Genomic DNA, 18,629 nt, shown 5'->3' with positions numbered 1-18,629 from the left:
GGAATGACCAGTCAAGAAGCACTCGACGACGACCAGCTGGAGAACGCCTGGGTCGGCGGCGAGCCGCCGAAGCTCAACTCGACCGTCACCCTCGTCGACTACGACCCGGAATGGCCGAAGCTCTTCGAGCGCGAAGCCGAGCGGATCCGGGGTGCGCTGGGCGAGCGGGTGCTCGTCCTCGAACACGTCGGCTCGACGTCGGTGCCGGGCCTGTGCGCCAAACCGATCGTCGACATCCTCCTGGAGGTGCCGGACTCCGACGACGAAGACGCCTACGTCCCGGCCCTGGAGGCGGCCGGCTACCGGCTCGTCATCCGCGAGCCGGACTGGGAGAAGCACCGCTGCTTCAAGGGCCTGGACACGAACATCAACCTGCACGTCTACTCGCCCGGCAACGGCCAGACGTCGCGCTACCGGCTCTTCCGCGAACGTTTGCGGTCCCACCCGGAGGAGCTGGCGCTGTACGCGGCGAAGAAGCGTGAGCTGGCCACGCGCGAGTGGAAGTACATCCAGAACTACGCCGACGCCAAGACCGACGTGGTCGAGGAGATCCTCGGCCGCGCCCGGGCGGAGCAGTACGACGCCTACAGCGAGGCTTACGCCGAGCACGCGGAGAAGTCCGTCACCAACGCCCTTTACGACCGGCCCGCGATCGTCGACCTGGCCGGCGACGTCGAGGGCCTGAGCGTGCTGGACGTCGGCTGCGCGGCCGGGCACCTCAGCGCGCTCCTGGCCGAACGTGGTGCCGGTGTCCTCGGCATCGACGCGAGCGCGGGCATGGTCGCCGTCGCGCGGCGGAAGTTCGGTGACGTCGCCCGGTTCGAGCAGGCCGACGTCACCCAGCCGCTCGACCTGGCGGACGGCTCGATCGACGTCGTCACGGCGTCACTGGTGCTGCACTACCTGAAGGACTGGGGCCCGGCCCTCGCCGAGTTCCGGCGGGTGCTCAAGCCCGGCGGGGTGCTCGTGTTCTCCGTGCACCACCCGGGCGAGGACTGGCACTGGTTCGAGAAGGACGACTACTTCCGGCTCGAACTGCTCGAAGACGACTTCGGGCTCGGCGGGATCGAGCACCCGGTGCAGTTCTACCGGCGGCCGCTGAGCTGGACGTTCGACGCGGTCCGGACCGCGGGCTTCGCCGTCGACCGGCTGGTGGAGCCGATGCCGGTGCCCGCGGCGGACGAGGCCGACCCGAAGTGGGCGGCCAACCTCCGGACCAAGCCGCGGTTCCTGTACTTCCGGGTGGTCAGTCCCGCTTAGCCAGGTCCTGGATCAGGTCGACGATCTCCCGGCTGACGGGGCGGAACACCCGCAGCCGGGAGAGCGCGGCCAGCCGGGCCAGCAGCGGGACGCTGCGCTCCACCAGCATCCGGCTGCGCTTCTCCCCGGCGGAGCGGTCGTGGACCCAGAACAGCACCACGCCCATCTGGTAGAGCCAGAGCAGCTCGGGCAGCTGGGCGCGCAGCTCCGGGTCGAGCTTGACGTCGGAGCCGTCGACGACCTCGCGCATCAGCTCGATCGACGCGTCGCGGGCGGCCGAGGACTCCTCGCTGAACGGGCTCAGCGGGGACTCCGGGTCGGCCGCGTTGACGAAGAACTGCGTCCCGAAGCGGTGGTAGGGCTCTGCAAGCTCGAGCCAGCAGAGCAGCACGGCCTTCAGCCGCTCGGCGAACCGGGGCTCGTCCGCCAGGAGATCGCGGGCCGCGCCGAGGTGCAGCCGCGCGATCTCGTCGTAGAAGCCCTGGATCAGCTGTTCCTTCGAGGAGAAGTAGTAGTACGCGTTCCCCACCGAGACCCCGGCTTCGGCGGCGATCGCGCGCATCGTCGTGCGGTCGTAGCCGTTCTCGGTGAACAGGCGCATCGCGGTGGTGACGATGAGGGACCGCGTTTCCTCGCTCTTGGGCACGGTCTGCACGTTAGCGCCGGGCACGTCAGGGCGCGGGGAAGGGCGGGACCTGCGGGCCCGGCGCGCCGGGGTAGGGGATGGGCCGGCCGGCGAACGCGGGTTCCGGCGCGGGCGCGGGCTTCGGGGCCAGGTGACGGCGGCGGATGCCGTTGAACACCAGCACGTTGAACAGGTGCATGACACCGAGCACGAGCGCGACCGTGCCGACCTTGACCGACAGCAGCTCGAACACCTCCCGCGCGGTGGGCACCTGGGCGTGGCTGGTGAGGAACAGCGTCACGAAGCCGAGGCTGATCAGGTAGAAGCCGACGACCAAGAGCTGGTTGACGGCGTTGGCCAGACCGGGGCTGTCGGCGAAGACCTCGGTCAGGAAGGTGCGGCCGTGTTTGCTGAGCGTCCGCGCGACGAGGATGGTCAGCGGGATGCTGATCAGCAGGTAGAGGGCGTACGCCACCACTATGCGGTCCATGGTTCCTCCTTGTTTTGAACGTGTTCAAGCATGACGGTAGCCCTACTTTTGAACGTGTTCAAGAGGCGCGGGTCACGTCGCCCGTTCACCTGGTGCTCACCCGGGTGGCCGGTTTCCCGCATAAGGTGTCGCCCGACCGGGAGGTAAGACCGTGAAACGCATCGCCGCAGGGCTTACGGTGGCCGCGCTCGTAGCGCTCCTCGTGCCCGCGTCCGCTTCCGCGAGCTTCGGGAGCAACGTCCGCTTCGCCACCTTCAACGCTTCGCTGAACCGTGCGGCCGCCGGACAGCTGGTGGCCGACCTCTCGACGCCGGGCAACGCCCAGGCGCAGGAGGTCGCCGAGGTCGTGCAGCGCAACCGCGCCGACGTCCAGCTGATCAACGAGTTCGACTACGTGCCGGGCAACGCGGCGGCGGACCTGTTCCGCAAGAACTACCTGGCGGTCGGCCAGCACGGCGCGAAGCCGATCGACTACCCGTACGCCTACACCGCGCCGGTGAACACGGGCGTCCCGACCGGCTTCGACCTCGACCGTGACGGCACGATCGGCCTCGGCAACGACGCGCAGGGCTTCGGCACGTTCGAGGGCCAGTACGGGCTGCTCGTGCTGTCGAAGTACCCGATCGACCTCGCGCACGTGCGGACGTTCCAGAAGTTCCTCTGGAAGGACATGCCCGGCGCGCTCCTGCCGGACGACCCGGCCACGCCGGCGCCGCACGACTGGTACAGCCCGGCCGAGCTGAACGTGCTGCGGCTGTCGTCGAAGTCGCACTGGGACCTGCCGCTGAAGATCGGCCGCTCGACCGTGCACTTCCTGGTCTCGCACCCGACCCCGCCGAGCTTCGACGGCCCGGAGGACCGCAACGGCACCCGCAACAACGACGAGATCCGCTTCTGGGCCGACTACGTGACCCCGGGCAAGGGCGGCTACGTCCACGACGACCGCGGCCACCGCGGCGGCCTGGGCGCCGGCGAGCGGTTCGTGGTGGCGGGCGACAACAACTCCGATCCGCTGGACGGCGACAGCGTCCCCGGCGCGATCGACCAGCTGCTCGACGCCCGCCGCGTGCTCGAGACGCACCCGGGCAGCCGCGGCGCGGAGCTCGCCGCGCAGGCCCAGGGCGGCGCGAACGTCGGCCAGAAGAGCGACCCGTTCTTCGACACGGGGGACTTCAACGACGTGGCGCCGGGCAACCTCCGGACGGACTACGTGCTGCCGTCGAGGGGCCTGCTGCCCTGGCACGCGGAGGTGTTCTGGCCGGTGCCGTCGGATCCGCTGGCCCGGCTGAACGACGCGTCGGACCACCACCTGGTGCGCGTGGACGTCTTCGTGCCGCGCGGCTGGCCGGCTGCCCACCTACTACGGTGAGCTCATGCGGATCGCGATTCTCGACGACTACCAGGACGTCGCCCTCACCCTCGGGGACTGGGACTCGCTCAAGGCCGACATCACGGTCTTCACCGAGCCCCTGGACGACGTCGTCAAGCAGCTGCAGGGTTTCGACTGCGTGGTCGCGATGCGCGAGCGCACCCGGTTCCCCGCCGAGGTGCTCGACCGGCTGCCCGACCTGAAGCTGCTGGTCAGCACCGGCAAGCGCAACGCGGCGATCGACGTCGCGGCCGCGCGGCGCAACGGTGTTGTCGTGTCCGCCACCGGGTACATCGGCGAGCCGACCGCTGAGCACACCTGGGCGCTGATCCTCGCCGCGTCGCGGAACCTGCCGCAGGAGTTCCGCAACATGCGGGAGGGTGGCTGGCAGACGACCGTCGGGACGATGCTGCACGGCAAGACGCTCGGCCTGCTCGGCCTGGGCCGGCTCGGCGCGGGCGCGGCGAAGATCGGGCAGGTCTTCGGGATGGAGACCATCGCCTGGAGCCAGAACCTGACGCCGGAGAAGGCGGCGCCGCACGGTGTCACCGCGGTGTCCAAGGACGAGCTGTTCGCCCGCTCGGACGTCCTGTCGATCCACCTCGTGCTGAGCGACCGCAGCCGCGGCCTGGTCGGGGCGCCCGAGCTGGCGGCGATGAAGCCGGGCGCGCTGCTGGTGAACACCTCGCGCGGCCCGATCGTCGACGAGGACGCGCTGGTGGACGCGTTGCGGCGCAAGGCGATCCGGGCGGCGATCGACGTCTACGACACCGAGCCGTTCCCGGCCGACCATCCATTGAGGACACTCGAAAACGCGACCCTGACGCCGCACATCGGCTTTGTCGCCCGGGAGGTCTACGAGATCTTCTACGGCGACGCGGTCGAGGACATCGCGGCTTACCAGGCGGGGGAACCCATCCGCGTGATGGAGTAGTGGTGTGCGGCCCGCCGGGGCCCGAGGTCCCCGCACCGGCCCGGCGGCGGGCCCGCACCCCTAGATGACACCACCCGGCCCCCGGCGGCGGCAGGGTCTTTGGACCCTGTCCGGGCCGGGTCGTTGGGCATCACGTCCCGGTCGGCGATTTTCCGTCAGGGAAAGGGAATCGCGTCCGGCGCGCACGTCGTTCCCGCCGCCGGCGCGGCCAGGTCCGTCAGGTAGCGCACCACGGCCGCCGACGCGCAGGCGCTCGGGGCGTCCAGCGAAGTGTGCCCGTAGCCGTCCACGACCAGCACCCGGCCGTCGCCCAGCTCCGCCGCCGTCGCCTGGGCGTTGTGCAGCGGGGTCGCCGGGTCGAACCGGTTGTTCAGCACCAGGACCGGGTTCTTCCGCGCCCGGTTCCACGGTCCGGTGTAGCGGTCTTCGTCGTGCGCGGGCCAGCCGACGCACTGCGCCATCGAGAACACCGAACCCAGCCCGAAGTACGGCTGGCGGGCGCTTTCCCGTGCCGCGAGCGCGGTGTAGTCGGCCGGGGCGGAAGGGTTGTCGCTGTCGACGCACTGGACGGCCAGGAAGCCGGGGGAGTGCGTCGGCACGTACGGGTCCAGCACCGGCGAAGCGGGGCCGGAATCCGCCGGCATCGCGGAAAGGGTCTGGGCGAGCCGCTTCCAGCGGCCGGACTGGTACAGGGCACTGTCGACCGTTTTCATGAGCGAGCCCACGCCCGTGGTGCGCGAAGCCCGCGCGAAGACCCCGGCGAACTTCGCCTTCGGGTCACCACCGGAGAACGCGCACTTCGGCCCGGCCGCGGCGCACAGCGCGAAGAACTGGTCCAGCTCCTGCTGCTGCGCCCCGGCGACGTCGGCGCGGACGTCGACCGGCTCCTTCTCCTGCCCCGGTTTGCCGGTGGCGTTCGCGACCAGGTCGAGCGTGCCGTCGAGAGTCATCGCGCGGACCTTGTCCGGGAACAGGTTCGCGTACGTGCCACCCAGGTAGGTGCCGTAGGAGTAGCCGTAGAAGTTCAGCATCGGGTCGCCGACGGCCTGGCGCAGCAGCTCCATGTCCCGCGCCACGTTCGCCGTCGACAGGTGGGACAGCAGCTCGCCGGACCCGGCCGCGCACGCCTTGCCCGGCGCCGCGCTCGCCGCGAAGAAGGCGTCCGGCTGCCGCAGCGGCGACCCGGCCGGCGGGGCGTGGTCCGCGCCGGGACAGCTGATCGGCGCGGACCCGCCGATCCCGCGCGGGTCGAAGCTCACCAGGTCGAAGCGGGCCTTCACGTCGGCGGGGTACCGCGAGGCGAACCGGGTCAGCTCGCCGACGCCGTCGGTGCCCGGGCCGCCGAAGTTGAAGAACAGCGAGCCGAGCCGCCGTCCCGGATCGCTCGCGGGCAGCCGGATCACCGAGAGCGTGATCGCGGTACCCTTCGGCGCGCGGTAGCTCAACGGCACGGACGCGGGTGCGCACTGGAACCCGCCGTGGCAGGGCGTCCAGTGCAGGGCGGGCACGGCGGCGCCGTTCGTGCCGAGCGCCGGGGGAGCCACGGCAGCGGCCTCGGACGACGGCGGGGGAGCCGGTGTGGCTGCGGGCGCGCTGCAGGCACCGAGGAGGAGCAGGAGGGCGGCGGCGAGCCCGTGAACGGGCTTCACGCGCTCAATTCCGCCAGCACGGCGTCGGTGTAGCGGGGCCAGACTTCGGCGGCCCACGGGCCGAACGCGCGGTCGGCCAGCGCGACGCAGGCGGCGCCCGCGTCTGGGTCGACCCAGAGGAACGTGCCCGACTGCCCGAAGTGCCCGAACGTCCGCGGCGAGCTGGCCGAGCCGGTCCAGTGCGGGCTCTTGTGGTCGCGGATCTCGAAGCCGAGGCCCCAGTCGTTCGGCTTCTGGTGGCCGAACCCGGGCAGCACCCCGGACAGGCCGGGGAACACGACGTTCGTGGCCTCGGTGACGGTCGCGGGGTCCAACAGCTTGGGCGCCTGCAGCTCGGCGGCGAAGGCCACCAGGTCGTCCACAGTGGACACCGCGCCGGCCGCGGGCGAGCCGTCGAGGGTGGTGCCGCTCATGCCCAGCGGCGCGAACAGCGCCTCGGCCTGGTACTGCGCGAACGGGATGCCGGAGTGCTCGGCCAGCGCGTCGGCGAGCTGCTCGAACCCGGCGTTGGAGTAGAGCCGCCGCGTGCCCGGCGCGGCCATCGCCTTGTGCGCGTCGAAGGCGAGCCCGGAGGTGTGGGAGAGCAGGTGGCGCACGGTCGAGCCCTCGGGCCCGGCCGGGGTGTCGAGCTCGACGACACCCTCTTCGATCGCGATGAGCGCGGCGTAGGCGGTCAGCGGCTTGGTGACCGAGGCCAGCCGGAACTTCCGCGCGGTGTCGCCGTGGCTGCCCACGACGCTCCCGTCCGCGGCCACCACGGCCGTCGCGGCGTTGTCCACCGGCCACTCGTCGATCAGGCGCACGCTCTCCATGCGTCCACCCTACGAAACGCCACGAAGGCCTCCGCACCGGTGTCGGGGACCGGTGCGAAGGCCTTCGCGGGATGTTCTACCTCAGGCGTCGAGGTCGGTGGCGACCAGCTGGGCGACCGCTTCCACGGCCTCCTCGGCACCCTCGCCCTCGGCGCTGATGACCACCTCGTCGCCGTAGCCGGCGGCGAGCGTCATCAGGTTGAGCACGCTGCCGGCAGCGACCGGGCTCCCGCCGGCCTTGGCGATCTGCACCGCGACGGGTTGCGCCGCGGCCGCCTTCGCCACCAGCGCGGCCGGCCTGGCGTGCAGGCCCACCTTGCTCGCCACGGCGACGCGTTTCTCCGGCATGTTCGTCCTCTCGCTACAAAGGGGTTACGTCGTAAAAGATGTTACGCGGCGGCGGTCCGCTCGAGGTCCGACTCGATCGAGTCGTCCTCACGGCCCGGCGTGCGCAGGTTGAACTTCGTGATCGCGAAGCGGAAGACCACGTAGTAGATCACCGCGTAGACCAGGCCGATCGGCACGAGCAGCCACGGCTTCTGCGCGGCCGGAGCACCCAGGTTCAGCAGGAAGTCGATGCCACCCGCGGAGAAGTTGAAGCTCTGGTGGATGCCCAAGGCGTTGCAGATCGCCAGCGAGGTGCCGGTCATGACCGCGTGGAACAGGTACAGCGGCCACGCGACGAACATGAACGAGAACTCGATCGGCTCGGTGACACCGGTGATGAACGAGGTCAGCGCGCCGGCGATCATCACACCGCCGACGACCTTCTTCTGCGCCGGGCGCGCCGTCTGCCAGATGGCGAGGGCGGCGGCGGGCAGCGCGAACATGAAGATCGGGAAGAAGCCGGTGGTGAACGCACCCGCCGAGGCCTTGCCCGCGACGAAGTTGTTGATGTCGCCGCCGTCGAAGATGAACCACACCGGGACGTTCAGCAGCTGGTGCAGACCGACCGGGATGAGCAGCCGGTTCAGCATGCCGTAGATGCCGCCACCGACGATCGGGGACGCGGTGACCGCGTCACCGGCGGCCTCGATGCCGCTGTTGACCCAGTGGAAGACCAGGCCGAAGAGCACGCCGAGGATCAGCATGACGAAGGCGGTGATGATCGGGACGAACCGGCGGCCGCCGAAGAACGCCAGGTAGGCGGGCAGCTTGATGCGGTGGTACTTCTGCCACAGGAGCGCGGCCACGATGCCGACCACAACACCGGCGAGCACCGAGTACGGCCACTTGATCGGCGCCAGTTCGGTGGCGCCTGCCTTGTAGCCGGGCAGGTCGGTCAGCGGGGCGAACACCTGGACGACGGCGCTGAAGACGAAGAAGCCGACGACCGCGGCGACGGCGGTCGAGCCGTCACCCTTGCGGGCGAAGCCGACCGCGATGCCGACCGCGAACAGCAGCGGCAGCCAGTTGAACAGCGTGCCACCTGCGGCGCCCAGCACCGAGGCGACCTTGTTCCAGCCCAGGCCGTCCTTGCCGAGCATGTCGTCCTGCCCGAACCGCAGCAGGATGCCCGCCGCCGGCAGCACGGCGATGGGAAGCATGAGGCTACGGCCGAAGCGCTGAAGACCGGCGAGACCGCTGCCGCTCTTCTTCGCCCCTTCCGCGGTGGTGGAGCTCATCTGGATCCTCCATAGTGGGGTGGTTGACCGGGCTCCGGGGTGTTCCGGTCCAACTGCATGGTCACCTGGTAGTGATCTCCCCGGTACCAGGACGTGATGTCTTCGATCGGGTCGCCGTTGGCGCTGGAGACCCGGCGGAACACGAGCAGCGGGCTGCCGGCGCGCATGCCCAGCAGCCGTGCCGTTTCGCGATCCGCTCCTTCGGCCCAGACGGTCTGCCACGCCTGGTCGGGACGCACGTCGTACGTCTCGGCCAACTGCGCGTAGATCGACTGGGTCAGGTCGAGCTCGAGCAGGCCGGGAGCCCGGCCCGCGTGGTACCAGCCCCGCTCGACGGCCAGGGGCACGCCGTCGGCGTGGCGCAGGCGCACCAGGTGGTGCGCGGGGGCGCCTTCGGTCAGGCCGAGGGCGTGCGCCGAGGCGGTGGGCGGGACCGCGGTGGCGGCCGACACCACCTCGGTCGTCGGGGTCAGCCCCCGCCTCCGCATGTCGTCGGTGAACGACATCAGGTAGAGCTGGAGCTCCATCCGCCGGGCCGCGGTGAACGTGCCCTTGCCGCGGACCCGGGCGAGCAGGCCCTCCTCGACCAGCTTGCCGATCGCCGATCTGACCGTGAGCCGCGACACGCCGTAGCGCTGGGCCAACTCGCGTTCCGACGGGATCGGCGCACCCGGCGGGAGCTCTCGCTCCACCGTGCGGCGGAGGATTTCCCGCAGCTGGGCGTGCTTGGGCGTGGGCCCGTTGACGACCCGGTCGGGTGGCGGGACGTGCGCGGCCGCGCTCATCGGCGTCACCCTCCTCGTTCTGGCGTGCACCGGGGACCGGTGCTCGCGTCCGGCCCGGAACATTGGTACGTTCCGGTCTAGACCAATGATCTGATGGGGCAGGATGCTCCGCCGCGCGGACGGGTGTCAACCACCGTTATCCGTTCGTGGCCCGCGGCGGGGTGCATGCCGACGAACGGCGTAGTACAGGTGGACACGCGGTTCGCGTCAGGTTGGGAACAAACAGTGATCAAGGAGACCGCGATGGCGGATGACAGGCCCGAAAAGATCCTCGCGGCACTCGGCGGCGCGGGCAATCTCACCGAGATCGAGGGCTGCATCACGCGGCTGCGCTGCGAGGTCGACGACATGAGCCTCGTCGACGAAGGCGCGTTGAAGAAGGCCGGCGCGATGGGCGTCGTCAAGATGGGGTCGTCGGCCCTGCAGGTGATCGTCGGGCCGGAGGCGGACACGATCGCCAGCGACATCGAGGACCTGCTGTGAGCCTCGAGATCCTCAGCCCGGTCGCCGGGCGCGTGGTGCCGATCACCGAGGTCCCCGACCCGGTGTTCGCGCAGGCCATGGTGGGTCCGGGCGTCGCGGTGCAGCCCTCGGGCGGCCGGTCGGACGCGGTCGCGCCGGTCGACGGCACGGTCGCGACGCTGCACCCGCACGCCTATGTCGTCGCGACCGACGACGGCCAGGCCGTGCTGGTGCACCTGGGGATCGACACGGTCAAGGAGAAGGGCGAGGGCTTCACGCTGCACGTCGTCAAGGGCGAGCAGGTGCGGGCCGGCCAGCCGATCGTCAGCTGGGACCCGGAAGCGGTGACCGCGGCCGGTTACTCGCCGATCGTCCCGGTCGTCGCGCTGGACGCTTCGGCGGACGTCCTGTCCGGTTTGGACGGCGAGCGTGACGTCGCCGCGGGGGACCGGCTGTTCGGCTGGGACGCCTGAGTCTTTTTCGTCACACGAAGGGCCCTTGTGGACGACGACCGTCCACAAGGGCCCTTCGGCGTGCGCCGGCCCGTCAGCCGGTGACGACCTTCCCGTTCTCGACCTTGACCGCCACCGACGGCAGCGGCTTGTTCGCCGGGCCCTGCTTCACCTCTCCGGTGAGCGCGTTGAAGACCGAGCCGTGGCACGGGCAGACCAGGTCGGCGCCCTTCGGGGTGACCGTGCAGCCCTGGTGCGTGCAGATCGCGCTGAACGCGGCGCAGGCCGACTCGGACGTCCGGGCCACGATCACGTCGGAGCCGTCCGGGGCCTTGGCGGCCTTCGCCTCCCCGACCGGGACGTCGGCGAGCGAGACCAGCGGCGTCCCGGCGGCGATCGGCGCCTGCGCGGTGCCCGGCTTGGCGTCGTCCGAGGAGCTGCAGGCGGAGAGCGCGACGGCGCCGACGGCGGCACCGGCGACGGCGGCACCCGTGGTGAGTACGGTGCGGCGGGAGTGCAGTTCGGCAGTCATGCCCCACTAAACGAGATCGACACCGGTTCGGTTCAATCCGCGGTGAACCGGATCGGCCCCTGCACCGTGTATGTACCCGAGTGGGTGTGGAGCGGAGGAAAGATCATGGTGGGTTGGGTTCTGCGCATCGTCGTGGCGGCCGCGCTGCTGGGTTCGGCGGGCGTGCACTACTTCCTGTGGACCGAGGACTACCCGGGCATCGTCGGCCCGTTGTTCCTGCTGGACGCGATCGGCGGGCTGGTCATCGCGATCGCGGTGCTGGCCTGGCGGCACTGGCTGCCCGCGCTGGGCGCGGTCGGCTTCGGGGTGCTGACGCTCGGCGCGTACGTGCTGGCCGCGACGGTCGGGTTCGCCGGCAACCACGACCAGTTCAACAGCCAGCCGGAGTACTGGGGCGTCATCACCGAGGCGGTCTGCATCGTCGGCGGCCTGGCGCTGATGTTCGTGAAGGACCGGCGGCGCACCACGGTCTAGGTCCGCGCCGGTGAAGGAAGTCGCCGAAGACGCGCTGATGCGCGCGCTGCACGAGGAGCACGCGGGCGCGCTGTGGTCGTATGCGCTCCACCTGACGTCCGGGGACCGGATCCGCGCCGAGGACGTCGTCCAGGAGACGCTGCTGCGGGCCTGGCGGTCGACGGCGGTGCTGGACCAGTCGCAGGGCTCGGCGCGAGCGTGGCTGTTCACGGTCGCCCGGCGGATCGCGATCGACGGCTGGCGCTCCGCGTCGGCCCGGTCCGAGGTGGTCACCGACCGGCCACCGGAGCGGTCGGTCGGCGACGGGACCGACCGCGCGGTACAGGGCTGGCTGGTCGCGGAAGCGCTCGCGGAGCTGTCGGAACGGCACCGTGAGGTGCTGGTGCTGTGCTACTTCCAGGGGTACTCCGTCGCGGACGCGGCGGTGCGGCTCGGGGTGGCCGAGGGGACGGTCAAGTCGCGCACGCACTACGCGTTGCGCGCCCTGCGCCTGGTGCTCGAGGAGAGGGGGGTGACCCAGTGAGCGAAGACCCGTTCGCGACGTTCGACGCGGCGTACGTCCTCGGCGCGCTCGCCCCCGAGGACCGCCAGCGCTTCGAGCAGCACCTGCGCACCTGCGACCGGTGCGCGGCTTCGGTGCGCGAGCTGGCGGGGCTGCCCGGGCTGCTGGCCAGGGTCGACGCCCCGGCCGCGGTGCTCGACGCCGGTCCACCGCCGCCTGAGCTGCTGCCGTCGGTGCTCCGGCGCGTCCGGCGCGGCCGCCGGATCCGCAACGCGGTGACGTCGGTGTCGGCCGCCGTGGCGGTGTCGGCGTGCGTCGCGCTGGGAGTGGTGGCGGCCTGGCCCGCGCCCGACGTGCCGCAGGCCATCGCGATGACGGCTCTGGGCCAGTTCCCGGTCCGCGCCGACGCGCGTCTCGACACGTTCGACTGGGGCACGCAGGTCGACATGTCGTGCAGCTACACGGGCGGCCGCAGCGGCGGCGAGTACATCCTGGTGGCGATCGCCCGCAACGGCACGGAGACCCAGCTGGCGACGTGGAAGGCGGTCCCGGACAACACGGCCCGCATCGTGATCGGCACGGCGTTGCAGCGGTCGGACCTGGCGGCGCTCGAGGTGCGCGGCGGCACCGGCCGCCCCCTCCTCCGCCTGACCCTGTGAGGGGCTCGTCCGGGCCGCAAGCGCCCCGGACGAGCCCCTCACCTCACCTCACCCCGCTCCACCCGCCCGCTCCGGTCCCGTCCCATCCGCCCACGCACGAGCCGACCGCCTGAGTGCGTGAGCCGACCGCCCAGGTACGTGAGCCGACCGCCCAGGTACGCGAGCCGACTGCCTGGGTGCGCGAGCCGACCCTCCAGGTACGTGAGCCGACCGCCCAGGTACGCGAGCCGACTGCCTGGGTGCGCGAGCCGACCCTCCAGGTACGCGAGCCGACCGCCCAGGCACACGAGCCGACTGCCTGGGTGCGCGAGCCGACCCTCCAGGTACGCGAGCCGACCGCCCAGGCACACGAGCCGACTGCCTGGGTACGCGAGCCGACCCTCCAGGTACGCGAGTCGTCCGTCCACGTACGCGAGTCGTCCATCCAGGTACTCGTGTCGTCCCTTCAAGCACGCGTGTCGACCTCTCGATCACGAGAGTTGACTCTTCGATCACGCGAGTCGACCCCTCCAGGCGCGCGAGCCGGCCCTCCAAGCCCGCACGTCGCCTCGCCGGACCTACCCTCATCCGCCCTGCCCGTCCACTCACAGGAGTGAAATCCGCCCCGGAACGCAGCGAACGGTCCGTTCGTAACGCCCGCTGTTTGCCCTGCTCAGCCCCACCGCAGCACGCTGGACCCATGACCTCCCCGACGCTCATCACCACCGCGGCAGCAGCCACCGGCGCCGCCACCGCACCCCTCACCGCGACCCTCCTGAAACGCGCCGCCGCGCCGATTCCCGTCCCGGCCACCGCCGTCCTCGCCGCCCTCGGCGTGGCGGCCGTCACCGCGGGCTGGCTCGCCGGCACCCTCCCCGGCTGGTGGGTGCCGGTGCCCGTGCTGCTGACCGTCGTCGCCGTCCCGCTCGCCCTCGCCGACCTGCGGCACCTCCGGCTCCCCGACGTGCTCACCCTCCCCGCCTACCCCCTTTTCGGCGCCGCCGTCGGAGCGGCCGCGCTCGGCGGCGGAGGTCCGTCGCTCGCCGTGCGCGCGGCCGCCGGCGCGCTGCTCTTCGGTGGCGCGCACGCGCTGGTCCACCGCGTCGCACCGGGCAGCCTCGGCGCCGGTGACGTGAAGCTGTCCGGCAGCCTCGGCGCCGTCCTGGGCGCCGCCGGCTGGCATGCCCTCGCGCTCGCGGCCGTCCTGGCGGCGCCGCTCAGCCTGGCCGTCGCGATCGTGCGGAGGCGCGGCCGGGTGCCCCACGGTCCCGCGCTGCTCACGGCCACCTGGCTGTGCGCGATCTTCCCGGCCGCGCCGTGACCGGAGCACTTTTCCGCCCCGGCCCACCCCCGTGACAGGATTGAGGACATGTTGCGCTGGATCACCGCAGGTGAATCGCACGGACCCGCGCTGGCCGCCGTGCTCGAAGGCATGCCCGCCGGTGTGGGGGTCACCACCGCCGACGTCACCGAGCAGCTGGCCCGGCGCCGCCTCGGCTTCGGCCGCAGCCCGCGGATGGGCTTCGAGACCGACCACATCGACTTCCTCGGCGGCGTGCGCCACGGCCTCACCCAGGGCGGCCCGGTCGCGATCCAGATCGAAAACGCCGAATGGCCCAAGTGGGAGCAGGTGATGGCGGCCGACCCGGTCGACCCGCAGATCCTCGAAGGCCTCGCGCGCAACGAACCGCTCACCCGGCCCCGCCCGGGCCACGCGGACCTGCCCGGCATGCAGAAGTACGGCTTCGACGAGGCTCGCCCCGTCCTCGAGCGAGCCAGCGCGCGGGAAACCGCGTCGCGGACCGCGCTGGGCACCGTCGCGCGGAACTTCCTGAAGCAACTGCTCGGCGTCGAGATCCTCAGCCACGTCGTCTCGATCGGCGGGGCGGACGCCCCCGATGGCCCGCTGCCGGTCGCCGCCGACCTGCCCGCCATCGACGAGAGCCCGGTGCGCGCCTTCAGCCAGGAAGGCACCGACGCGATGGTCGCGGAGGTCGACGCCGTGCGGAAGGCGGGTGACACCGTCGGCGGCGTCATCGAGGTCCTCGCCTACGGTCTTCCGCCGGGCCTGGGCTCCCACGTGCACTGGGACCGCCGGCTCGACGCGCGGCTCGCCGGCGCGCTGATGGGTGTCCAGGCGATGAAGGGCGTCGAGGTCGGTGACGGCTTCACCACCGCCCGCCGCTGGGGCAGCCAGGCGCACGACGAGATCGACCGCGGCTCCGGCCCGGTCGGTGTCACCCGGCGGTCCAACCGCGCGGGCGGCCTGGAAGGCGGCATCACCAACGGTGAGCCGCTGCGGGTGCGCGTCGCGATGAAGCCGATCTCGACCGTCCCCAAAGCACTGTCCACAGTGGACGTCAAGACCGGCGAGCCCGCGGTGGCCATCCACCAGCGCTCGGACGTCTGCGCGGTGCCCCGCGCCGGTGTCGTGCTGGAATCGGTGGTGGCGCTCGTGCTTGCCGACGCCGCGCTGGAAAAGTTCGGCGGTGACTCGCTCATCGAGAGCAAGCGCAACGCCGAGGCGTACCTCAAGGCCCTCGAGGAGCGGTGGTGAGCCCTCGCGCGGTGATCGTCGGGCCGCCCGGGTCCGGCAAGAGCACGGTCGGCCCGATGCTGGCGGCGGCGCTCGGCGTCACCTTCCGGGACAGTGACGACGACATCGTCGCGCACACCGGGCGCAGCATCTCCGACATCTTCGCCGAAGACGGCGAACCCGCTTTCCGCGCGTTGGAAGAAGAAGCGGTCGCCACCGCGCTGGCGGAGCACGAGGGTGTGCTTTCCCTCGGCGGCGGCGCGCCGCTCACCCCGGGCACCCGGGCCCGGCTGGTCGAGCACACCGTCGTGTTCCTCAACGTCGGCCTGGCCGCCGGGGTGCAGCGCACCGGCCTGTCCGGCGCGCGGCCGCTGCTGGCCGGCGTGAACCCCCGCGCCACCTTCAAGAAACTGCTCGACGAGCGGGTGCCCGTCTACCGCGAGGTCGCCACCGTCGAGGTCGTCACCGACGCCCGGACGCCCGCCGAGATCGTCGCGGACCTCGCGGCGGAGCTCGTCGTCCCCGCCGAAGCCAAGGAGTGAGTCACCCGATGTCCGACCCGGTGCGCATCCCGGTCGCCACCACCCATCCCTACGACGTCGTGATCGGGCGAGGCCTGCTCGGCGACCTCACCACGCACCTGGCCGACGCCTCGAAGATCGCGCTGATCCACCCGCCCACGCTGACCACGACGGCCGAGGCCATCCGCGAGGAGCTCATCGCGGCCGGCCTCGACGCGCACCGCGTCGAGATCCCGGACGCCGAGGACGGCAAGGCGCTCACCGTCGCCAGCTTCTGCTGGGAGGTGCTCGGCCGGATCGGGCTGGACCGCCGCGGCGCCGTCGTCGGCCTCGGCGGCGGCGCGGTCACCGACCTCGCCGGGTTCGTCGCGGGCACGTGGATGCGCGGGGTCCGGCTGGTCAACGTGCCGACCACGTTGCTCGGCATGGTCGACGCCGCCGTCGGCGGCAAGACCGGCATCAACACCGAGGCGGGCAAGAACCTGGTCGGGGTGTTCCACGAGCCGAGCGCGGTGTTCGTCGACCTCGCGACGCTGGAGTCACTGCCGCCGAACGAGCTCGTCGCCGGCATGGCCGAGGTCGTCAAAACCGGCTTCATCGCGGACCCGCGGATCCTCGAGCTGATCGAGGCCGACCCGGCGGCCGCGCTCGACGCGACCGGGGACGTGCTCGCCGAGCTGGTCCGCCGGTCCATCCAGGTCAAGGCCGACGTCGTGGCCGCCGACCTGCGCGAGTCCGACCTGCGCGAGATCCTCAACTACGGCCACACGCTCGGGCACGCCATCGAGCGCCGCGAGCGGTACCGGTGGCGCCACGGCGCCGCGGTGAGCGTCGGCCTGGTGTTCGCCGCCGAGCTGGCGCGCCTGGCCGGGCGGCTCGACGACGCCACGGCCGAGCGGCACGCCTCGGTGCTGAAACTGCTCGGGCTGCCGACGACCTACGACGCCGACGCGTTGTCCCAGCTGCTGGAAACCATGAAGGGCGACAAGAAGACCCGCTCCGGGGTGCTGCGGTTCGTCGTCCTCGACGGCCTCGGCAAACCCGGCCGGCTCGAAGGCCCGGACCCGTCACTGCTCGCGGCCGCGTACTCGGCGATCGCGGCGGACGCCCCGAAGAACGGCGGGAGTGTGCTGCTGTGAAGGTGTTCGTGTTCAACGGCCCCAATCTCGGGCGGCTCGGCAAGCGCGAGCCGTCGGTCTACGGCTCGACCACCCACGACGACCTCGCCGCGCTGTGCGTCAAGACCGGCGACGAGCTGGGGATCGAGGTCGAGGTCCGGCAGACCGACCACGAAGGCGAAATGGTCGGCTGGCTGCACGAAGCCGCCGACGCCGGCAGCGCCGTGGTCCTCAACGCGGGTGCCTGGACGCACTACTCGATCGCGGTGCGCGACGCCGCGGCGCAGCTGTCCGCGCCGCTGATCGAGCTGCACATCTCGAACGTGCACAAGCGGGAGCAGTTCCGGCACCACAGCGTGCTGTCGGACATCGCGACCGCGGTGATCGCCGGCCTCGGCGTCGACGGTTACCCGCTCGCCCTGCGCTGGCTCGCCGCACACCCGGGATGACGCTGCCGACGCTCACCACGGCGCGGCTGACGCTGCGGCAGCTGGTCGAGGCGGACCGCGAAGCCGTCGTGAAGGTGTTCTCCGACCCGGAGATGAGCCGCTATTTCGCCGCGGACTTCTCCGACCCGGCCGCGGCGAGCGCGATGGTGGACCGGCGCCTGGGCTACCGCGGCCCGGCCGGCCAGGGCCACTGGGTGATCGAGCGGGACGGCGAGGTCATCGGCGTCGCACATCTGCGACCGTCGTCGGAGCTGCCGGGCGGGGTGCCCGAGCTGGGCTACTACATCGCGAGCGCACACGGCGGGCAGGGCTTGGCGACCGAGGCCGCCCGCGCGCTGCTGGACCACGGGCTCGGCGCGCTCGGGCTCCCGGCGGTCTGGGCGCTGGTGCACGAGAGCAACGCGGCGAGCCGCAAAGTGGCCGGGCGCCTCGGTTTCCTCGACGTGGGCAGCGGCATTCACTACGGCGACCTGCACCGTGTGCTGGTCGCGCTGCCCACCGTCCACGGGCGGGCACACCACATCGAGCTGTGGGTGCCGGACCTGGCGGCGGCCGAGCGGAGCTGGGGCTGGCTGCTCGGCGAGCTCGGCTGGCGGGAGTTCCAGCGCTGGTCCGCGGGTGTCAGCTGGCGGCTCGGCGGGACGTACCTGGTGGTCGAGGCCTCACCCGCGCTGAGCGCGCCGGAGCACGAACGCACACGGCCGGGCCTGAACCACCTCGCGCTGCACGTGGCCACCCGCGCCGAGGTCGACAACCTGGCGACGCAGGCGACGGACCACGGCTGGCGGCCACTGTTCGCCGACCGGTATCCGTACGCGGGCGGCGAGGCGCACTACGCGGCCTACCTCGAGAACGACGCAGGCTTCGAGGTCGAGCTGGTCGCGGTCGAAGGCCCACCGCCGGGTAGGTGACCTGCGGTTTCGCGCCCAGGGAGTGTCAGCCGCGGACCCGATCCGGCCGCGCAGCTTTGAAGCCACGCACTTGCGGCAATTCGGCCTTGCGCTCAGGCAAGTTCGCATCCAGGGAGAGTCGGCCGCGGACCCGATCCGGCCGTGCGCGGCTCTGATGCCACGCACTTGCGGAAATTTGGCCTTGCGCTCAGGCAGGTTCGCATCCAGGGAGAGTCGGCCGCGGACCCGATCCGGCCGTGCGCAGCTCTGATGCCACGCACTTGCGGCAATTCGGCCTTGCAGCGCTCAGGCAAGTTCGCGACCTGAGTGCCGGGTCGGCGCCCGACGTGCCCGCACCGGCTGGAGAACGGCGGACGGCTCCCCGCCAGCGCTCCATCGGCCGGCGGGCTGTCGTCCGAAGGTGCCCGCGCAGGCTCTCCCCGCTCGGCGGCCCACCACCCGCCGGGCAACCGGCTCCGCGGTGGCACCCGCTCCGGTCGACCCGA

Annotated in this window: 23 protein-coding genes; 15 read left to right on the top strand and 8 right to left on the bottom strand. The window is 71.8% G+C overall.

Annotated elements, in window-relative coordinates:
* Nucleotides 1-3 precede the first annotated feature (3 nt).
* Nucleotides 4-1,260 carry a GrpB family protein gene (locus ACIA5G_RS16650; RefSeq protein WP_395923854.1) on the top strand — a complete coding sequence of 419 codons (1,257 nt, stop codon included), beginning with the start codon at nucleotides 4-6 and terminating at the stop codon, nucleotides 1,258-1,260.
* On the opposite strand, the gene ACIA5G_RS16645 is transcribed toward ACIA5G_RS16650, so the two are convergent.
* On the bottom strand, nucleotides 1,247-1,906 hold the full coding sequence (locus ACIA5G_RS16645) for a TetR family transcriptional regulator (RefSeq protein ID WP_395923852.1): 660 nt from the start codon (nucleotides 1,904-1,906) through the stop codon (nucleotides 1,247-1,249). The genes ACIA5G_RS16650 and ACIA5G_RS16645 overlap by 14 nt on opposite strands.
* 25 nt (nucleotides 1,907-1,931) lie before the next feature.
* Nucleotides 1,932-2,375, bottom strand: coding sequence for a hypothetical protein (locus tag ACIA5G_RS16640; protein ID WP_395923850.1), 444 nt, complete (start codon nucleotides 2,373-2,375; stop codon nucleotides 1,932-1,934).
* A 151-nt stretch (nucleotides 2,376-2,526) separates the two neighbouring features.
* Between ACIA5G_RS16640 and ACIA5G_RS16635 the strand changes: the two genes are divergently transcribed.
* Entirely contained in the window at nucleotides 2,527-3,744 is a 1,218-nt protein-coding gene (locus ACIA5G_RS16635) for an endonuclease/exonuclease/phosphatase family protein (protein ID WP_395923848.1), read from the top strand.
* Nucleotides 3,745-3,748: 4 nt separating this feature from the next.
* The gene (locus ACIA5G_RS16630) at nucleotides 3,749-4,678 is read left to right on the top strand and encodes a D-2-hydroxyacid dehydrogenase family protein (protein WP_395923846.1); all 930 of its coding nucleotides are present in this window, start codon (nucleotides 3,749-3,751) and stop codon (nucleotides 4,676-4,678) included.
* Between the two features lie 155 nt (nucleotides 4,679-4,833).
* On the opposite strand, the gene ACIA5G_RS16625 is transcribed toward ACIA5G_RS16630, so the two are convergent.
* From ACIA5G_RS16625 to ACIA5G_RS16605, 5 genes are all read right to left on the bottom strand, one after another.
* Nucleotides 4,834-6,327, bottom strand: coding sequence for an alpha/beta hydrolase (locus ACIA5G_RS16625; protein WP_395923844.1), 1,494 nt, complete (start codon nucleotides 6,325-6,327; stop codon nucleotides 4,834-4,836).
* The gene (locus ACIA5G_RS16620) at nucleotides 6,324-7,139 is read right to left on the bottom strand and encodes a serine hydrolase domain-containing protein (protein ID WP_395923842.1); all 816 of its coding nucleotides are present in this window, start codon (nucleotides 7,137-7,139) and stop codon (nucleotides 6,324-6,326) included. Before ACIA5G_RS16620 ends, ACIA5G_RS16625 begins: the two co-directional genes overlap by 4 nt.
* 81 nt (nucleotides 7,140-7,220) lie before the next feature.
* Nucleotides 7,221-7,487 (bottom strand): HPr family phosphocarrier protein, encoded by a 267-nt coding sequence (locus tag ACIA5G_RS16615; protein ID WP_013224593.1) that lies wholly within the window; start codon nucleotides 7,485-7,487, stop codon nucleotides 7,221-7,223.
* A gap of 41 nt (nucleotides 7,488-7,528) precedes the next feature.
* Nucleotides 7,529-8,764: a PTS transporter subunit EIIC gene (locus tag ACIA5G_RS16610; protein WP_395923839.1), complete on the bottom strand. Its 1,236-nt coding sequence runs from the start codon at nucleotides 8,762-8,764 to the stop codon at nucleotides 7,529-7,531.
* Nucleotides 8,761-9,549: a GntR family transcriptional regulator gene (locus ACIA5G_RS16605; RefSeq protein ID WP_395923837.1), complete on the bottom strand. Its 789-nt coding sequence runs from the start codon at nucleotides 9,547-9,549 to the stop codon at nucleotides 8,761-8,763. Before ACIA5G_RS16605 ends, ACIA5G_RS16610 begins: the two co-directional genes overlap by 4 nt.
* Before the next feature lie 243 nt (nucleotides 9,550-9,792).
* Here ACIA5G_RS16605 and ACIA5G_RS16600 point away from each other — a divergent pair, with 243 nt between their 5' ends.
* Entirely contained in the window at nucleotides 9,793-10,032 is a 240-nt protein-coding gene (locus tag ACIA5G_RS16600; RefSeq protein WP_395923835.1) for a glucose PTS transporter subunit EIIB, read from the top strand.
* Complete coding sequence (locus ACIA5G_RS16595) at nucleotides 10,029-10,484, top strand: PTS glucose transporter subunit IIA (protein ID WP_395923833.1); 456 nt, start codon at nucleotides 10,029-10,031, stop codon at nucleotides 10,482-10,484. Before ACIA5G_RS16600 ends, ACIA5G_RS16595 begins: the two co-directional genes overlap by 4 nt.
* Before the next feature lie 73 nt (nucleotides 10,485-10,557).
* Here ACIA5G_RS16595 and ACIA5G_RS16590 read toward each other — a convergent pair whose 3' ends face one another.
* Nucleotides 10,558-10,995, bottom strand: coding sequence for a ubiquinol-cytochrome c reductase iron-sulfur subunit (locus ACIA5G_RS16590; RefSeq protein ID WP_395923831.1), 438 nt, complete (start codon nucleotides 10,993-10,995; stop codon nucleotides 10,558-10,560).
* Nucleotides 10,996-11,100: 105 nt separating this feature from the next.
* Between ACIA5G_RS16590 and ACIA5G_RS16585 the strand changes: the two genes are divergently transcribed.
* The 10 genes from ACIA5G_RS16585 (at nucleotide 11,101) to ACIA5G_RS16540 (ending at nucleotide 18,144) form a co-directional block, all read left to right on the top strand.
* On the top strand, nucleotides 11,101-11,469 hold the full coding sequence (locus ACIA5G_RS16585; RefSeq protein ID WP_395923829.1) for a hypothetical protein: 369 nt from the start codon (nucleotides 11,101-11,103) through the stop codon (nucleotides 11,467-11,469).
* A 10-nt stretch (nucleotides 11,470-11,479) separates the two neighbouring features.
* The gene (locus ACIA5G_RS16580) at nucleotides 11,480-11,992 is read left to right on the top strand and encodes a sigma-70 family RNA polymerase sigma factor (RefSeq protein ID WP_395923827.1); all 513 of its coding nucleotides are present in this window, start codon (nucleotides 11,480-11,482) and stop codon (nucleotides 11,990-11,992) included.
* Nucleotides 11,989-12,630 (top strand): anti-sigma factor family protein, encoded by a 642-nt coding sequence (locus ACIA5G_RS16575; RefSeq protein ID WP_395923825.1) that lies wholly within the window; start codon nucleotides 11,989-11,991, stop codon nucleotides 12,628-12,630. Before ACIA5G_RS16580 ends, ACIA5G_RS16575 begins: the two co-directional genes overlap by 4 nt.
* Nucleotides 12,631-12,743: 113 nt before the next feature.
* The gene (locus ACIA5G_RS16570; RefSeq protein ID WP_395923823.1) at nucleotides 12,744-13,226 is read left to right on the top strand and encodes a hypothetical protein; all 483 of its coding nucleotides are present in this window, start codon (nucleotides 12,744-12,746) and stop codon (nucleotides 13,224-13,226) included.
* Nucleotides 13,227-13,309: 83 nt separating this feature from the next.
* Complete coding sequence (locus ACIA5G_RS16565) at nucleotides 13,310-13,930, top strand: prepilin peptidase (protein ID WP_395923821.1); 621 nt, start codon at nucleotides 13,310-13,312, stop codon at nucleotides 13,928-13,930.
* A gap of 48 nt (nucleotides 13,931-13,978) precedes the next feature.
* Nucleotides 13,979-15,166, top strand: coding sequence for a chorismate synthase (aroC, locus tag ACIA5G_RS16560; protein WP_395923819.1), 1,188 nt, complete (start codon nucleotides 13,979-13,981; stop codon nucleotides 15,164-15,166).
* The gene (locus ACIA5G_RS16555; protein WP_395923817.1) at nucleotides 15,163-15,687 is read left to right on the top strand and encodes a shikimate kinase; all 525 of its coding nucleotides are present in this window, start codon (nucleotides 15,163-15,165) and stop codon (nucleotides 15,685-15,687) included. Before aroC ends, ACIA5G_RS16555 begins: the two co-directional genes overlap by 4 nt.
* 8 nt (nucleotides 15,688-15,695) lie before the next feature.
* A complete protein-coding gene (gene aroB / locus ACIA5G_RS16550) occupies nucleotides 15,696-16,805 on the top strand; it encodes a 3-dehydroquinate synthase (RefSeq protein WP_395923815.1) in 1,110 nt (369 codons plus the stop codon).
* Nucleotides 16,802-17,233 carry a type II 3-dehydroquinate dehydratase gene (aroQ, locus tag ACIA5G_RS16545; RefSeq protein ID WP_395923813.1) on the top strand — a complete coding sequence of 144 codons (432 nt, stop codon included), beginning with the start codon at nucleotides 16,802-16,804 and terminating at the stop codon, nucleotides 17,231-17,233. Before aroB ends, aroQ begins: the two co-directional genes overlap by 4 nt.
* Nucleotides 17,230-18,144, top strand: coding sequence for a GNAT family N-acetyltransferase (locus ACIA5G_RS16540; protein ID WP_395923811.1), 915 nt, complete (start codon nucleotides 17,230-17,232; stop codon nucleotides 18,142-18,144). Before aroQ ends, ACIA5G_RS16540 begins: the two co-directional genes overlap by 4 nt.
* The last annotated feature ends 485 nt before the right edge of the window (nucleotides 18,145-18,629 follow it).

Origin of the sequence: Amycolatopsis sp. NPDC051758, from assembly GCF_044453095.1 — a bacterium.
Lineage (GTDB): Bacteria > Actinomycetota > Actinomycetes > Mycobacteriales > Pseudonocardiaceae > Amycolatopsis.
This window is presented reverse-complemented; position numbering and strand designations above follow the sequence as displayed.